Source organism: Achromobacter animicus (assembly GCF_040775605.1).
Classification (GTDB): Bacteria; Pseudomonadota; Gammaproteobacteria; order Burkholderiales; family Burkholderiaceae_B; genus Achromobacter; species Achromobacter animicus.
The window spans coordinates 2502793-2519232 of record NZ_JAYGJK010000001.1 but is presented as its reverse complement, the minus strand read 5'-3'; the positions used below and the strand labels follow the sequence as shown (position 1 = coordinate 2519232).

The window sequence follows — 16440 nt, the reverse complement described above, 5'->3', positions numbered from 1 at the left end:
GCCGCCCCATCAAGCCGCAACATGAACGCCCGCGTGACGCCACCCCGTCAACCCGCCACCGGCGCCGCCCGTCCCCCGGCGCCCTGCCCGTCCACGATCGCCTGGAACCGCGCGTAATCCAGCCCGATGCGCACGGCGCCCCAGTGTTCCGGCCCCAGATAAATGGGAAGGGAAATGTCGTTGACGATCTCGCCGGTATCCCGCGAATACGTCTGGAACAACTGCGCGCCCGTGTTGGCAGCCAGCCGGGCGCCCACGGGATCGTCAAAGATCCGCTTGTTGCGCACCCGGACGATGTCGACCTTCGGATCGCCGGTCGGCGCCAGCGAGAACCGGCTGTTGTGCGCGGGTGCGTAACCCCGGTTGTCCACCAGGATCGTGTAGATCGCGCCGGGCACCGCCTGCAGCACACTGTCGAGCAGGCGCGTCAGCGGCTCGTCGATGGCCCGGTCATACGCCGTGTGATACCGCGGCGGCTCGCTGCCGGGAATGCGCTGGTAATGGCGGTCGAACACGTCGACACCGCGCCGCCGGGCATCGTGCAGCAGTCCGGCCGCCGCGTCCGCAAACGCCTCCAGCGACGCCGACAGGCTGTCGAACGCGGTATCGCCGGCGCGCATGTCGGCCAGCACCTCCTGCACGCTTTCGGTCTGGCGGCGGATGCGGTCGATCTCGCCCGACATGCTGCCCACCCGTTCCAGCACGTCCGCGCTCAGTGCAGCGATGCGCCCCACCTCCTGGCTCATGCCGTGATTGGTGGCGTCGACCTCGCCAATCGCCTGGACCACTTCGCCTACCTGCCGGTTCATGCTGTCGAAATCGCGCACGAAGCGCTCGAATCCGTCACAGGTGCGGTTCAGCACCGCGCCCGACGCGTCCACATCCTCGCGCAGCGTGCCGGTCTGGCGCTGGGTGGATTCGACCAGGCCCAGCATCTCTGAGGTATGGCGGCCGATGTCGCCGGTGGCGGTGTTGACCCGTTCGGCCAGCCGGCCGACCTCGCTGGCCACCACCGCAAAGCCCCGTCCCGCGTCCCCTGCCCTGGCCGCCTCGACGCCCGCGTTCAACGCGAGCAACTGGGTCTGCAGCGCAATGCCTTTGATTGCCTGGCTGATGTCGCCCACGGATTTCGCGCGGGCGGCCAGTTGCCCCACCACTTCGGTAAAAGCCGCCATCTCTTGCGTCATGCGGTCGACGCGCGTCTTGACCTCGGTCAGCTCCGCCAGCGCCTGCTCTGCGGCATGCAGGTTCTGGCCGGACACGGCGGCGATTTCGCGGGCATGCGTGGAGGTGGATGCCGACAGGTCAGCGATCTGCGCGCCGCTGGCTGCAAGCGCGTCGGCGGCCCTGGCCTGCTCGCGCGCCAGCAGCGAACAGCGCCCCGCCTGGAACTGCGTGCGCGCCGCGTTCAGCGCGATCTCGATGCTGGACTGGCGCACCGTCATCACCCGCACGCGGATCTGCGCCAGAAAACGGTACAGCGGCCAGGCGGCCGGACTGAAAGACAGGGCGCGCTCCGACAGCATCGCGTCGCCACGATTGAGCCGACGCAACAAACCCCACATGCCGCCCAGGCGGAATACGGATCTGGCCATGATGAACCTCCTCTCCCTGGCCCGGACCGCCTGCTTTGGGCATCCGTGGCCTGACGCGCAAAGCGCGCCTTGTCTCGCGCTGCAAGGCCCCGATTATTGTTGGCAGGAGTCTATCGGGAGGGTCGCGTTTGCGCTCTTAGGGAATACGTCATGCGGACGAGGCGGCAAAGACGGTCAAGTGCAGCAGGCAGCCGCAAGGACGCAGCCGCGCGCGGGTGTCAGACACCAGGGCCATGCGGGTGTCTGACACCGGGACGATGTCCGGGAGCGAACATCGCCCGAGGGCCGGGCTTAGAAGCCCAGGCTGGCCAGCAGGTCGTCGACCTGGTCCTGGCTGGTGACCACGTCGGTCTTGCCTTGCGGGTTGATCTGCGGACCGTTGAGCAGGCTGTTGGCTTCATCGCGGCGCTCTTGCGGCACGTTGTCCAGCAGCACCTGCAGCAGTTCGCGTTCGATCGCGCCCACCACGTCCATCATGCGCATGATGACCTGGCCCGTGAGGTCCTGGAAATCCTGCGCCATGATGATTTCCATCAGCTTGGACTGCGTCTGCTGCGTCTGCTTGGGCACGTCGGCCAGGAAGGCACGCGTGTCCTGCACCAGTTCGCGCGCTTCCGGCATCTCCAGCGGCTGGTCATACCATTGCTGCCAGCGGCTATCCAGCGCCTGGGCCGAACGCGACATGTTGTCCTGGATCGGACCGGCCTGCTCGGTGGCGTTGAGCACCCGGTTGGCGGCCTGCTCGGTCATCTGCGCCACGTACCGCAGGCGGTCGCGCGCATCGGGGATTGCATTGGCGGCGTCCTTGATCGCTTGATCCAGGCCCAGTTCGCGCATGCTGTCGCGCAGCATGCGGGTGAGCGAGGCGATGCGATGGATCAGGTCGGGCGACTCTGCCGGGTCAACTGTTTCCGTTGAGCTCATCGCACACCTCACCCGCCAATTTTCTCGAAGATCTTGTTCAGCTTTTCCTCCAGCGTTGCCGCGGTGAAAGGCTTGACCACGTAACCGTTGGCGCCGGCCTGGGCTGCGGCAACGATGTTCTCCTTCTTGGCTTCCGCCGTCACCATCAGCACCGGCAGCGAGGCCAGCGATGCGTCGGCGCGGATCTGCTTGAGCATCTCCAGACCGTCCAGGTTGGGCATGTTCCAGTCGGACACCACGAACTGGAAGCCGCCGTTGCGCAGCTTCTCCAGGCCAATGGCGCCGTCCTCGGCCTCATCCACGTTTTCGAAACCCAGCTCCTTGAGCAGGTTGCGGATGATCCGCCGCATGGTGGGGAAGTCATCCACCACCAGAATCTTCAGGCCCTTGTCTACCATCTTTCACTCCAGAAAAAATTTGCTTGAGACCGATCGTGGCGTCAGTCCGCGTTAAACGCGGTGCCCACGGTCGCCCAGGCGAGTCAGAATGCGTTCGCTCATCGCCGACAACGGCACCACTTCACTTGCAGCCCCGATGGCAATGGCTTCGCGAGGCATGCCAAAGACCACGCAGCTTGCTTCGTCCTGCGCGATCGTGTGCGCGCCCGCCCGGTGCATGGCCAGCATGCCGGTGGCGCCATCCTTGCCCATGCCCGTCAGGATTACGCCGATGGCGTTCTTGCCCGCCGCCACGGCCGCGGAATTGAACAGCACGTCCACGGACGGACGGTGGCGGTTGACCGGTTCGCTGGCTTCCAGCTCGATGACGTAGTTGGCGCCACTGCGGCCCAACCGCATGTGCATCTCGCCGCCCGGCGCCAGGTACACGTGGCCCGGCAACACGCGCTCGCCGTGCACGGCCTCGCGCACGGTCACGGCGCACAGCGCGTCCAGGCGCTGCGCGAACGACCGCGTGAAGCCGGCCGGCATGTGCTGCGTGATCAGGATCGCGGGGCTGTCCGGCGGCAGCGGCTGCAGGACTTCGCGGATGGCTTCGGTGCCGCCGGTGGACGCGCCCACGATGACCAGCTTTTCCGAGCTGGACAGCGGACGGCGCAGCATGGGCGCCGGCGCGGCTGCCGCCGCATGGGGCGTGGGCGCGCGCAGCTTGGCGCGCGACGCGGCGCGGATCTTGTCGGCAATGAGTTCCGTGTATTCGAGCAGGCCGTCGCGGATGCCCAGCTTGGGCTTGGTCACGAAGTCGATGGCGCCCAGTTCCAGCGCACGCAGCGTGATTTCGCCGCCACGCTCGGTCAGCGACGACACCATCACGACCGGCATTGGACGCAGGCGCATCAGCTTTTCCAGGAAATCCAGCCCGTCCATGCGGGGCATTTCCACGTCCAGCGTCAGCACGTCGGGGTTGTGACGCTTGATCAGGTCGCGCGCGACCAGCGGATCGGGTGCGGTCGCAACCACTTCCATATCCGGCTGGCTATTGATGATTTCGGTCATCAAGCCGCGCACAAGCGCGGAGTCATCCACACACAAAACGCTTATTTTCTTCATCTTGTTTGCTGCCCTGGCCCGTTCAGGCCTTATTTGCGCATTCGTAGACTGTCTGCCCGCGCAGACGGAAATCCCGGCTGATGTACGTGAAGTTCTCGGAGTGGCCGGCAAACAGCAGGCCGCCCGGCTTCATGAGGGGCACGAACCGCTCCAGAATCTTGGCCTGCGTCGGCTTGTCGAAATAGATCATGATGTTGCGGCAGAAGATCACGTCGAACTTTTCGGTGATCCCCCACGACGGCGACAAGAGGTTCAGCGTCTCGTAGCGCACCATCTCGGCGATCTCGGGCCGCACCCGCACATGCCCTTCGTTCGCGCCGCGGCCTTTCAGGAAGAAGCGGCGCAGGCGCTCGCTTTCCATCTTCGCGACGCGTTCGTTCGGATAGACGCCCGTGCGCGCGCGGTTCAGCACGCTGGTGTCGATGTCGGTGGCCAGCACGGTCGAGCCGGCGGCCCGCGGGCCCAGGGCTTCGGTCAGCGTAATGGCGATCGAGTACGGCTCTTCGCCCGTCGAGGCTGCACAACACCACACCGAAACGGGTCCCCCGCGCTTCTTCGCGAAGTCCGCCAGGATCGGAAAGTGATGCGATTCACGGAAAAAAGCGGTCAGGTTCGTCGTGAGCGCGTTGATGAAGTCTTCCCACTCCGCGGCGTCGGGCTCGTTCTCCAGGCTGTCCAGATAACTGCCGAAATCCTGCCCGCCCAGCGCCCGCAGGCGGCGCGCAAGACGGCTGTAGACCATCTCGCGCTTGTGCGTGCCCAGCGAAATGCCGGCGCGCGCGTGGATCATCTTGCGGACGCGGGAAAAGTCCGCATCACGGAAATCAAACTGGCGGTCCACCGAAATGGACGGGGCCGTATTCGCCGAAGTTGCCACGCGTATCCTCAGCGTCCCAGAGCAGGCGCATCGGGCGCATGCAGGCGGGCGTCGTCATAGGTGGCGTGCACCGATGACAGCCGATGCGCCGGCACTTCGATGACCTCGCCCGTGTTGATCTTGAACACGGCCACCGCTTCGGCCAGGCGCTGCGCCTGTTCCTGCAGCGAGCCTGCGGCGGCAGCCGCCTCTTCCACCAGCGCCGCGTTCTGTTGCGTCACTTCGTCCATCTGCGACACGGCCCGGTTCACCTGGTCGATGCCGCTGGATTGTTCTTCGGACGCTGCCGAGATCTCGCCCATGATGTCCGTCACGCGCTTCACCGAGGCCACGATTTCCTGCATCGTGGAGCCGGCGCGTTCGACCTGCTGCGAACCCGCGCCCACCTTGGTCACGGAGTCTTCGATCAGGCCCTTGATTTCCTTGGCGGCCTGGGCGCTGCGCTGCGCCAGCGAACGCACTTCGCCCGCCACCACCGCAAAGCCCTTGCCCTGCTCACCGGCGCGCGCGGCTTCCACCGCCGCGTTCAGCGCCAGGATGTTCGTCTGGAATGCGATGCCGTCGATCACCGACACGATTTCCGAAATCTTGCGCGAGCTGGCCGAGATGCCTTCCATGGTGTGCACCACTTCCGACACCGCCGCGCCGCCGCGCTCGGCCACGTCAGACGCGCTGGCGGCCAACTGGTTGGCCTGGCGTGCGTTGTCCGCGTTCTGCTTGACGGTCGACGCCAGCTCTTCCATCGAGGCGGCGGTCTCTTCCAGCGAAGCGGCCTGTTGCTCCGTACGGCTGGACAGGTCCGTGTTGCCGGCCGCGATCTCGTGCGAACCCACGTTGATTTCATCGACGCCGCGGCGCACCGAGGCCACCGTGCGGGTCAGGCTTTCCTGCATGCGCTTGAGCGCGGCGAAAAGCTGGCCGATCTCATTGGTGTTGCTGGCTTCCACGCGCGCCGTCAGGTCGCCGCCGGCAATGCGGTCGAAATGGTGGCCGGCTTCCTTCAGCGGCTGCAGCACGCGGCGGCGCAGGAAGACGTAGGTGGCGAACACCAGCAGCGCCGCGATGATGCCGCCGGCGCTGACGGCCATCAGCACAAACTGGTAGCGCACTTGCGCCACTTCGAACGCGTCCGTCATCTTGCTGGCGCGCCAGAAATCAAAGCCTTCGACGGCGCGCGCAAAGCGGCCTTCCAGGGCGTCCTGCACCTTCTGGATCTGCGTCTGGTAAGCCGGCATGTCGGCCTTTTCCAGCGCGGCGACCAGGGGCGCGACACCCTGCTGCACCAGCGCCGCATAGGAGTCGTCGATCTCCTTCAGGGCCTCGGCGGCTTCGGCCGGCCGCGGCAGGGTCTTGAAGAAATCGAACTCGGCCTGGCCCTTGTTCAGCGACGCTTTGGCACGTTCCAGCAGGCCGGCGGCCTCGCTGGACAGACCTTGCGCCAGCAGGGTCGGCTGGCCGACGCTGCGCACGATGTCCGCATAGTTCAGGGTCGCGGCACGGGCCAGGCCGTTCAGCGTGTCCTTGTGGCTTAGCACGACGCGGTTGACGGCGTCGTTCAATTCCTGCGATTGCTTGATCTCGGCCAGCGTCCCATTGCTGATGCGCAACGACAACACGCCCAGCGCGGCACCAATCACCAACATGAATGAGAAGAACGCCAGCACCCACAACAGGCTGCTGCGTATCGTCATGTTCGCGAAAAACTTGCGCATCACAAGAACCATCCCTTGACTGCAATCGTTAAAGGAAAGCGCCACATCGCGATCAATATGGCGCCTTTACCCCGCATTCCGGCCAGACTCCGATCAGGAGGCGACCTTCTCCACCAGCGCCATTTCGTCGCTGGTCATCAGCTTTTCGATGTCCACCAGGATCAGCATGCGCTCATCCACGGTGCCCAGACCCGTCAGGTACTCGGTCGACAGCGTGGCGCCAAACTCGGGCGCCGGACGAACCTGGCCCGAGTTGAGCATCAGCACGTCCGACACGCCGTCCACCACGATGCCGACGACGCGGCGGTCGAGGTTGAGGATGATGACGACGGTCTGCTCGTTGTAGTCGACGCGGCCCAGGTTGAACTTGATGCGCAGGTCGACGATCGGCACGATGATGCCGCGCAGGTTCGTCACGCCCTTGATGAACGGCGGGACGTTTGCGATGCGGGTGACCGTGTCGGCGTCGTAGCCGCGGATTTCCTGCACCTTCAGGATGTCGATCCCGTATTCCTCGTCGCCCAGCGTGAAGACCAGGAACTCGCTGCCGACATCTTCATTGCGCGCGGCTTGCGCTTGCGGTTTGGCTGCCATGATTTTTTAGTGCTCCATCAATTCAGAACGGCTTCGGGCTGCGACCAGCGCTCCCGGTTGGCGCGCGCGAGCGCAAATACGTCGACAATCAGGGCCACGCTGCCATCGCCAAGAATGGTGGCGGCGGAAATGCCCGGGACCTTGCGGTAATTCGATTCCAGATTCTTGACCACCACCTGATGCTGTCCGATCAGGTGATCGACCAGCAGCGCAAAGCGCCGGTCCTCGGCCTGCATGATGACGGCGATCGCCTGCGTGGGGTCGGTCTGGGCCTCGCCCACCGAGAACACGCGATGCATCTCGACCAGCGGCAGGTATTCGCCGCGCACGTGCATGACGCGCTCGTTGCCGGCAACCGAGTAGATCTGGTCGTTGGTGGGCTGCAGCGATTCGGTGACGTGGTTCAGCGGCAGGATGAAGGTTTCTTCACCGACGCGCACGGACATGCCGTCCAGAATGGCCAGGGTCAGCGGCAGCACGATGCGGGTCGTGGTGCCGTTGCCCGGCTCGCACGACAGCTGCACGTGGCCGCCCATGTCCTGGATGTTCCGGCGCACGACGTCCATGCCCACTCCGCGGCCGGAAATGTCCGTGACCTTTTCGGCCGTGGAGAAACCGGGCGCGAAAATCAGCTGCCAGATCTCGTCGTCGGGCGAGTTTTCATTGACGGCGAGGCCTTGCGCCATGGCCTTCTTCAAAATCTTTTCGCGGTTCAGGCCACCACCGTCGTCGCTGACTTCGATGACGATGTTGCCGCCGTTGTGCTGCGCGGACAGCACCAGCTGGCCAACCGGATCCTTGCCGGCGGCGATACGCTTTTCGGGCGTTTCGATGCCGTGGTCCAGGCTGTTGCGCACCAGGTGGGTCAGCGGGTCGATGATGCGTTCGATCAGGCTCTTGTCCAGCTCGGTCGCGCGGCCGTACGTTTGCAGTTCGATCTGCTTGCCCATCTTGCCGGCGATATCGCGCACCAGGCGCGGGAAGCGGCTGAACACGTAATCCATCGGCATCATGCGGATCGACATGACGGCTTCCTGCAGATCGCGCGCATTGCGCTCCAACTGCTCCATGCCGTTCAGCAGGCGATCGTGCAGCACCGGATCCAGCGTGGAGGCGGTCTGCGCCAGCATGGCCTGCGTGATGACCAGTTCGCCCACCAGGTTGATGACCTGGTCGACTTTTTCAACGCCGACGCGGATCGAGGTCGATTCCTTGTCTGCATGAGCGGCGGCGGAAGCGGCCGGACGCGCGGCGGCACGGGCGGCCGGCGCACCAGCGTCGGCGGCCGCTGCCACCTCGGCGGCGGGCGCTTCGGGCGCAGCCGGGGCCGCGGCCGGCGCGGCAACCGGCGCGGCAGGCGCCGCTTCGGCGGCCACGGGCGCGGCGTCGCCGCTTGCCGGCACTGCCTCGCGGGCGATGTTCAGTTGGTCGCCATCGACGATGAAGCAGCACACGGCCTCGATGTCTTCCGGCGTGCAGGTGCTATCCACCCAGACCGTCAGCACGCCATTGGCGCGTTCGCTCGCCTTGACGGTGCCCAGGTTGCCCATCTCTTCGAGCAGGGACGCGGCATCCTTATCGGAAACCTTGGTGATGCGCACACGCAGCGGCAGGCCGCCGGCTTGCTCGCTGGCGACTGCGGCCGGCGCGGCGGCTTCGACCGGCGCGGCGGGCGCGGGCGCCTGCTGCACGGGTGCGGGCGCCGGGGCCGCGACCGGCGCGGCAGCGGGTGCGGGCGCAGCGGGCGCGGGCGCGGGCGCGGCGGCCGCGGCGGGATCCTTATGCTCCAGCGCAAGCTGCCTCAATACGGCGCAAATACGCTCAAACACGGCATCATCGGGCTCTTCGGAGGCCCGATAGGCATCCAGTTGGCTTTTGAGCACGTCTTTCGTTTCCAAGAAAATATCAATCATGTCCGTGCGCAGCGCCATTTCGCCACGCCGGATCGCGTCCAGAAGGTTCTCAAGCAGATGGGTCGTGCCCGCCAGCTGGTTGAAACAGCCGAACGTCGCCGCACCGCCCTTGATCGAATGCGCCGCGCGGAAAATGGCGTTGAGCTGCTCGATGTCGGGCGCGCCCACATCGAGCTCGAGCAACAGCTGCTCCATTTGCGCGAGCAGCTCGTCCGCCTCGTCGAAAAAGGTCTCGTAAAACTGACTGAGGTCCAAACCAGAACTCATGACCCGTACGCCTTTCTAAATGAACCTGCTACGCGCCGGCCTGCTCGTCGAGCAGCTCGGTCGCCAATTCCACCAGCACATCGGGATCCACCGGCTTGGAAAGCCAGCCGCAAACACCCAGATCCCGGGCTGCCATCTTGCTGTCCACGTCGTCCTCGGTGGTCAGCACCAGCACCGGCACATCCATGTACCGGTCCTCTTCGCGCAACCCCTGGATCAACTCCAGACCGCCCTTCACCGGCATGTTCCAGTCGCTGACGACCAGATCCACCGGGTTGGCCATCGCCACTTCCAGCGCTTCCTGGCCGTTGCAAGCCGTCAACACGTTCCAGCCTGCGCCGGTCAGCGTCGCCTGCACGATCATCCGCATGGTCGTGGAATCATCCGCCACGAGTATCGTTGCCGTCATTGTTGTCGAACCCCTTCAGCGGGCGGGGTGTTCTCCGCCTCGCTCTGCTTGGTTGCCGTTGCGGCCTGGCTGGCGGCTTGCACCGCCTGCACGGCCGTCCCCACCTCGCGCGCATCCTTGGCGCTCAAATCCGCGGCTGCGGCGTTCTCGCTTTCGATGCGCTTCTGGGTGCTTTGGTTGAGCACCACCAGGCTGATGCGTCTATTAACGGCTGCATACGGATCATCTTTAACCAGACTCATGCTGGAAGACAGACCCTGGATGCGCATGACCTTGCTTTCGTTCATGCCGCCCGCCACCAATTCCTGGCGCGAAGCGTTTGCGCGGTCGGCCGACAGCTCCCAGTTGCTATAGGCGCGTTCGCCGCGGGCATACTGCGACGCGTCGGTATGACCCGAGATGCTGACCTTGTTGGGCAGTTCGTTCAGCACCGGTCCCAGCTCGCGCAGGATGTCGCGCATGTACGGCTGCACTTCGGCGCGGCCGGTCGCGAACATCGGGCGGTTCTGGTTGTCGATGATCTGGATGCGCAGGCCTTCGGTCGTCAGATCGATCAGGAGCTGCGGCCGGAAGGATTTCAGGACCGGGCTCGTCTCGATGACGTTTTCGAGGCGCTTCTTGAGGTTTTCGAGGCGATGCTGCTCGCGGCGCTCGGCGTCGCCCATCGGCTGGGACTCGACCCGGTTGCCCTGGCCGCGGCGCACGTCGCCCTCGCTGCGCAGCGGGTCCTGCCCGCCGCCAGGCACGGCGCTCGTTTCCGCCGAACTGCTGGGCCCGCCCGTGATGGCGACGCGCAGCGGCATGCGGAAATACTCCGCGATGCCCTTCAGTTCTTCCTTCGGCACGATGCTGACCAGCCACATCACCAGGAAGAACGCCATCATTGCCGTGATGAAGTCGGCGTACGCGATCTTCCAGCTGCCCCCGTGGTGCCCGCCGCCCTTGACCTTCTTGCGGCGGATCACCACACGGTGATTATTTACCGTGCTCATGGCCCGCTCCGTCAGGCCTTGCCGGTCGACTTGGTCTGGCGGACGTGCTCTTCCAGCTCACCGAAGGTGGGCCGGACCGCCGAGAACAGCACCTTGCGGCCGAATTCCACCGCGAGCTGGGGCGGGTAACCGTTCATGCTGGCCAGCAGCGTCGTCTTGATGCATTCGAGCACCTTCATGGCTTCATCGGTGCGGCGCTCCACGCGGGAGGCCAGCGGACCCACAAAGCCGTACGCCAGCAAAATACCCAGGAACGTGCCGACCATCGCCTTGGAGATCAGGTCACCCAGGATGGCGGGCGGCTGATCCACGGCGGCCAGCGCCTTGATCACACCCAGCACCGCGGCCACGATACCGAAAGCAGGCAGGCCGTCGGCCATCTGCTGCAGCGCATGTGCCGGCACTTCGCGCTCGTGGCGGTAGGTTTCGATTTCCTCGTCCATGAGCGTTTCGATTTCGAACGAGCTCATGTTGCCGCTGATCATGATGCGCAGGTAGTCCGTAATGAACTCCATGAGCTTCTCGTCTTTGGCGATCCGGGGATACTCGCTGAAGATCGGGCTGGAGCCCGGATCCTCGATATGCGATTCGATGGCCATCAGGCCTTCACGGCGCGCCTTGTTCAGCAGCACATACAGGAGCGCCATCAGCTCCATATACACGTCCTTGCCGTAGCGCGAGCTCTTGAGCGCGTCGGGAAGCGCCTTCTTGACCAGCATCAGCGACTTCTTGCTGTTGCCCGCCAGAAACGCCCCGAATGCCGCGCCGAAGATCAGCGTCAGCTCGAAGGGCTGGTAAAGCGCGCCCATGTGTCCGCCCAGCGCCATGAAGCTGCCGACGACCGACACGATCACCACAAGAAAACCGATAACAATCAACACAACGGGCCCCTGCCAACGAAGTCTATAACTTGCGTCAATGATCCCCTGTCCCCCCTGCCCCAAAAAGGCGGGTTAGGGGGTGTTTTCCAGGGCTTTTGATGTATTTGGACGCCCGATCAGGTCGGAGCGGCGGTCGCAATGGGGGCTGAACGGCTGCCGGCGCGTGCTTTGGCCGCCGCGCGGGTCTTGCCGGCGCGAGGTGGCGGACGGCAGATGGCGCACACGAAATCGGACTGCGGATCGTGGGCGTGGGCGATGAAATGGCCGCCGCATTGCCGGCACGCAGAGAGCTGCAACATGCCGCTGTCGAAGAATCGCACCAGCATCCACGCCCGGGTGAAGCTCAGGACGGGCTCGGCATCCGCGGTTTCCTGCCCCGCGTTTTCGAGATACAGGCGATACGCATCGATGGTGGCGCGTATGCCCTTGCTGGTGGTGCGCGTATTCAGGAACGAATACACGTTATAGAAGAGAGAGGAATGAATATTCGGCAGCCAGGTCATGAACCAGTCAACCGAAAAAGGCAGCATGCCCTTGGGTGGCGAGCAGCCGCGGATTTCGCGATACAGGCGGGCGAGGCGATCATGGCTGAGGCTTGTTTCAGCCTCAAGCACCTGAAGGCGCGCGCCCAGCGTAATCATGGAGCTAGCAAGCAGAATGTCGTCCGCTTCCTGGGAAACGCTCTTGGAGGCCATTACAGGTGTATCCGAGTGGAATTCGCGAGGCCGTCAGGCCAGTTCTTCGACAGGCTGCTTGGCGAGCAGGATGGTTGCATGCGCTTGTTGCAGCGCACCACCCAGAACGTCGTGAGTCAGCGCGGACAGCAGGCTGTAATCATCAAAACGGAAACGGCACAGCAGCGAGCTGGAGCTGGCCAGTTTCACCAATTGCGCCGGCGAAAGGCGCATGAGAATGTCAGCGACTTCGTTGCTGAAACCCAGACGGAACATCGATGCGGCGAAATCGTCCCTCAACATACGCTGAGCCAGTAACAGATATGACAGATTCACTTCGCGAATGTCTGCCAGCAAAGAATTTTCGACTTGTTGCACGCCGTACTCCCTATCCCTATCCCACCCGAGGGGCTTGATTACTCATAGCGCAGGCAACGATTGTTACCTGACTGCTTGCTACATCCTGTTTTTATGCGAAATGTATCATTTGTTCGCAAATTAAGTAAAATTTACCACAGGTGATGTCATTTTCTATGACTTATATGACAAATCTTTGTTGATGTTGCGCAACGTGCCTTTCTAGACACACCTTGACATACAAGTTCGTGACAAATTTTCGCCAATTTGCCAAATAAGCATTCAAAACGTTGCGTACTTCCTGAAATGAACGGCGCCCCATTGCCGACAATGCCAACTTAGCGACTCTTAAGATTCGCCCGCCTTACCGTAGCCGCGCTTGTCGACAATGTCGCAAATTGGCAACACGACCGCGCTTCACGATGGACTCCGCCAGAATTCCCGCAATGCCCCACGCAGATGACAGCCTGGTCGAATACGCGCCGCTAGTTCGGAAGCTGGCTTTGCAATTGCTCGCCCGGCTTCCCGCCAGCGTCGAACTCGACGACTTGATACAAGCCGGCATGATCGGCCTGCTCGACGCCGTCCGCCGCTATCAGGAAACCGCAGACGCGCAATTCGAGACCTACGCCACGACGCGTATCCGTGGCGCGATGCTCGACGAGCTTCGCGGCCAGGACTGGCTGCCGCGCAGCGTGCGCACGAAGGCCCGCAAGATCGAACAGGCGATCCAGTTTCTGGAACAGCGTTTGATGCGCGCGCCGACTGAGGCGGAGATCGCAGCCCAGCTTGAGCTGCCGCTGGATGAATACCAGACGCTGCTGCACGACGCGCAAGGCGTGCAGATTGTTCATTACGAAGATTTCACTACCGAACCCGATTCGGCGTCGGGGCAGGCGGATTGGTCTGCGACGTTGAATCACGGGGCGCCGAGCGGGAATCCGCTGGATTCGCTCTTGGCCGGGGATTTCCGGCAGGCGTTGGTGCATGCGATTGACGCCCTGCCCGATCGGGAGAAGCTGCTGCTGTCGTTGTGTTACGAGCAGGGGCTGAATCTGAAGGAAATCGGCGCAATCATGAATGTGACCGAGGCGCGGGTTTGCCAGCTGCGGTCGCAGGCGACGGCGCGGATCCGGGCTCGGTTGAAGGATCAGGCTTGGCAGGAGTTGCCCCAGGAGGGGCAGATCGCGCAGATTATTTGACGACGCTGTACTGGGACCGGCCGGTTTGCACTTTGCGAAATTGAGGCCGGCATACCCGAATGCAGATTGAATGCGGCACGAGTGCTTGAAGTCTGCTGCGAGCTCGTCCAATCTTCGCGGTTCGCAACAGCCCATCCCAGCGCACAAATTGTCGACGTCGCGTTGTCGACTCAGCCGATCAATTCGGCTCAGCGCGCGTCCGCGCCCGCTGACGCAAGAGATTTCGACTCGCACGCGATGAATCTGACCGTTATCACTTCAGAGTTCGATGCGTTCGACAACATCATTGCAATCTGCATTGCTGCACTCTGCGCAAGCGCTGCGCGACCACTATCTGCGTCACAAGTACCCGGTAGCCGTCAATAAGCCCTACTACTTCTTGCAGTTTGCAGACGCGCGCCAGTCTCCTGGCCTATCAGACGAATGCCAACTCGCGAGTGCCGCTCCTTTCCACATACAGTTCGCTAGTGGTGCTGGGCCTGACCGAGCTGGCGAGCACGAACCGAGTCGGCCCCCAGAGACGTCTGGATTTTCCACCACTTGAACGGCGTCGCATTGCGCGTCTGCCGATCTGCCCCCCGCCCCTCCGCCGGCCGCTCCAAAGGCAATCCGCAGTGAAACCTGCCGCCCATCGGCCAATTTCACGATTGTCGAAAAAAAAACCTAAAGATTGATTTTCGACTGCCGTAATCCTGGCAACGGAGAAATTCGAAGACACAAGTCAAAGAATTCTTCCCGTTACAAAGATGGGCGGCCCCGCTGCCCGGTTTGAAGAAGCCTTTCTCTCTTGGGAGCCTAAACATGGCTGCAGTCATCAATACCAACTACTTGTCGCTCGTTGCTCAGAACAACCTGAACAAGTCGCAATCCTCCCTGGGCACCGCCATCGAGCGTCTGTCGTCGGGCCTGCGCATCAACAGCGCCAAGGACGACGCCGCCGGTATGGCCATTGCCAACCGCTTCACCGCGAACGTCAAGGGCCTGACCCAAGCCGCTCGTAACGCCAACGACGGCATCTCGCTGGCTCAAACGACCGAAGGCGCCGCCTCGGAAGTCAACACCCACCTGCAACGCGTTCGCGAACTGTCGGTGCAAGCTTCGAACGGCAGCTACTCGCAAGAACAGCTGAACTCGATGCAAGACGAAATCAACCAACGTCTGTCGGACATCGACCGCATCTCGCAACAAACCGACTTCAACGGCGTTAAGGTTCTGTCGGATTCGGCCAAGCCCCTGACGCTGCAAGTCGGCGCCAACGACGGCGAAACGATCACCCTGAACCTGACCGAAATCAGCGTCAAGACCCTGGGTCTGGACGGCTTCAACGTCAACGGCTCGGGCGTGACCCAGAACCGTTCGGCCACCGTGTCGGATCTGCAAGCTGCTGGCGGCGTGACCACCGGCGCCAACGAGTGGACCGTGACCACGACGCACGCTGCGATCAAGGCTGACGACATCTTCGGTCGCCTGGAAAACGGCAACACCGTCCGTGTCAGCGTCGCCGCCGGCAACGACAACACGTACACCTACGACGCCGCGAACAACAACTTCACGTTCACGAACAACAGCGCTTCGAACTCGACCGCCATCAATAACCTGGCCGCTTCGATCAAGCCGGGCACGGGCACCACCACTGGCACGTACAACAACGGCACGTCCGGCTCGACCGAGTTCACCGTTGACGCCAACGGCGACATCACCATCGACGGCCAAGCTGCTTTCGTTGACGCTTCCGGCAACCTGACCACCAACAACGCCAGCGGCACCGCTGCGAAGCTGGATCTGGTCATGCGTACGGCTGCCAGCTCGCCTGTTGGCACCGCCTCTGTCGACATCGGCGGCAAGGTCTACAAGAACAGCACGGCAGGTCAGCTGTCGTTCACCGACACCATCAGCAAGGACGCTCTGCTGGCTGCATTCAAGGCCAACGCAGCTGCTGGCGGCAACACCGTGAACCTGGGCAGCGGCATCACGGCTGCCACGGTCTCCTTCACCGGCGACACCTCCGCTGGCGCCAACATCGCCTACGTGGACGGCAAGGGCACCGTTACTCGCACCCTGAACTACACGACCGTCTACAACGTCGACCCCAACACGGGCAAGACCACGGTCAAGGGCGGCACGGGCACGGGCGACTACGCTCCGAAGATCGGCGCCGAAGCCAAGGTCAGCAGCACCGGTAAGCTGACGACGGAAGACACCAGCAAGGGTACGAAGACCACCGATCCGATGAAGACGCTTGACGCCGCCTTCACGAAGCTGGACAAGCTGACCGGCGAACTGGGTGCTGTGCAGAACCGTCTGGAATCGACGATCGCCAACCTGAACAACGTGGTCAACAACCTCTCCAACGCTCGTTCGCGTATTCAAGACGCCGACTACGCCACGGAAGTGTCGAACATGTCCAAGGCTCAGATCCTGCAACAAGCTGGTACCTCGGTTCTGGCGCAAGCCAACCAAGTGCCGCAAACCGTTCTGTCCCTGCTGCGTTAATTCTCAGCACAAGCAGAACCGGGAACGGGCAACCGCTCCCGG

At 63.3% G+C, this 16440-nt stretch carries 15 protein-coding genes; 2 read left to right on the top strand and 13 right to left on the bottom strand.

Annotated elements, in window-relative coordinates:
- Positions 1-47: 47 nt before the first annotated feature.
- The 13 genes from AB3147_RS11310 to flhD form a co-directional block, all read right to left on the bottom strand.
- Positions 48-1595 carry a methyl-accepting chemotaxis protein gene (locus AB3147_RS11310; protein WP_367351970.1) on the bottom strand — a complete coding sequence of 516 codons (1548 nt, stop codon included), beginning with the start codon at positions 1593-1595 and terminating at the stop codon, positions 48-50.
- Between the two features lie 291 nt (positions 1596-1886).
- Positions 1887-2519: a protein phosphatase CheZ gene (gene cheZ, locus AB3147_RS11305; RefSeq protein WP_056570181.1), complete on the bottom strand. Its 633-nt coding sequence runs from the start codon at positions 2517-2519 to the stop codon at positions 1887-1889.
- Between the two features lie 8 nt (positions 2520-2527).
- Positions 2528-2917, bottom strand: a complete 390-nt coding sequence (gene cheY / locus AB3147_RS11300) for a chemotaxis response regulator CheY (RefSeq protein WP_056316584.1) — start codon at positions 2915-2917, stop codon at positions 2528-2530.
- Positions 2918-2968: 51 nt separating this feature from the next.
- Complete coding sequence (locus tag AB3147_RS11295) at positions 2969-4027, bottom strand: protein-glutamate methylesterase/protein-glutamine glutaminase (protein ID WP_175126221.1); 1059 nt, start codon at positions 4025-4027, stop codon at positions 2969-2971.
- A 22-nt stretch (positions 4028-4049) separates the two neighbouring features.
- Positions 4050-4904 (bottom strand): CheR family methyltransferase, encoded by an 855-nt coding sequence (locus tag AB3147_RS11290; RefSeq protein WP_175139609.1) that lies wholly within the window; start codon positions 4902-4904, stop codon positions 4050-4052.
- Between the two features lie 8 nt (positions 4905-4912).
- The gene (locus AB3147_RS11285; protein WP_175139608.1) at positions 4913-6616 is read right to left on the bottom strand and encodes a methyl-accepting chemotaxis protein; all 1704 of its coding nucleotides are present in this window, start codon (positions 6614-6616) and stop codon (positions 4913-4915) included.
- A gap of 93 nt (positions 6617-6709) precedes the next feature.
- On the bottom strand, positions 6710-7210 hold the full coding sequence (cheW, locus tag AB3147_RS11280) for a chemotaxis protein CheW (RefSeq protein ID WP_129247084.1): 501 nt from the start codon (positions 7208-7210) through the stop codon (positions 6710-6712).
- Positions 7211-7227: 17 nt separating this feature from the next.
- Positions 7228-9390 (bottom strand): chemotaxis protein CheA, encoded by a 2163-nt coding sequence (gene cheA / locus AB3147_RS11275; RefSeq protein WP_367351969.1) that lies wholly within the window; start codon positions 9388-9390, stop codon positions 7228-7230.
- 28 nt (positions 9391-9418) lie between these two features.
- Complete coding sequence (locus AB3147_RS11270) at positions 9419-9799, bottom strand: response regulator (protein WP_175126093.1); 381 nt, start codon at positions 9797-9799, stop codon at positions 9419-9421.
- Positions 9796-10791, bottom strand: a complete 996-nt coding sequence (motB, locus tag AB3147_RS11265; protein WP_218343527.1) for a flagellar motor protein MotB — start codon at positions 10789-10791, stop codon at positions 9796-9798. Before motB ends, AB3147_RS11270 begins: the two co-directional genes overlap by 4 nt.
- An 11-nt stretch (positions 10792-10802) precedes the next feature.
- Positions 10803-11672 (bottom strand): flagellar motor stator protein MotA, encoded by an 870-nt coding sequence (gene motA, locus AB3147_RS11260; RefSeq protein ID WP_056570169.1) that lies wholly within the window; start codon positions 11670-11672, stop codon positions 10803-10805.
- A gap of 116 nt (positions 11673-11788) precedes the next feature.
- The gene (flhC, locus tag AB3147_RS11255) at positions 11789-12367 is read right to left on the bottom strand and encodes a flagellar transcriptional regulator FlhC (RefSeq protein WP_175126091.1); all 579 of its coding nucleotides are present in this window, start codon (positions 12365-12367) and stop codon (positions 11789-11791) included.
- 33 nt (positions 12368-12400) lie between these two features.
- Positions 12401-12724, bottom strand: coding sequence for a flagellar transcriptional regulator FlhD (gene flhD, locus AB3147_RS11250; protein ID WP_046806433.1), 324 nt, complete (start codon positions 12722-12724; stop codon positions 12401-12403).
- Positions 12725-13149: 425 nt separating this feature from the next.
- On the opposite strand from flhD, the gene AB3147_RS11245 reads away from it, so the two are divergent.
- Positions 13150-13905: an RNA polymerase sigma factor FliA gene (locus tag AB3147_RS11245; RefSeq protein WP_312432459.1), complete on the top strand. Its 756-nt coding sequence runs from the start codon at positions 13150-13152 to the stop codon at positions 13903-13905.
- 801 nt (positions 13906-14706) lie between these two features.
- Positions 14707-16398: a flagellin N-terminal helical domain-containing protein gene (locus tag AB3147_RS11240; protein ID WP_218343526.1), complete on the top strand. Its 1692-nt coding sequence runs from the start codon at positions 14707-14709 to the stop codon at positions 16396-16398.
- Positions 16399-16440 lie beyond the last annotated feature (42 nt).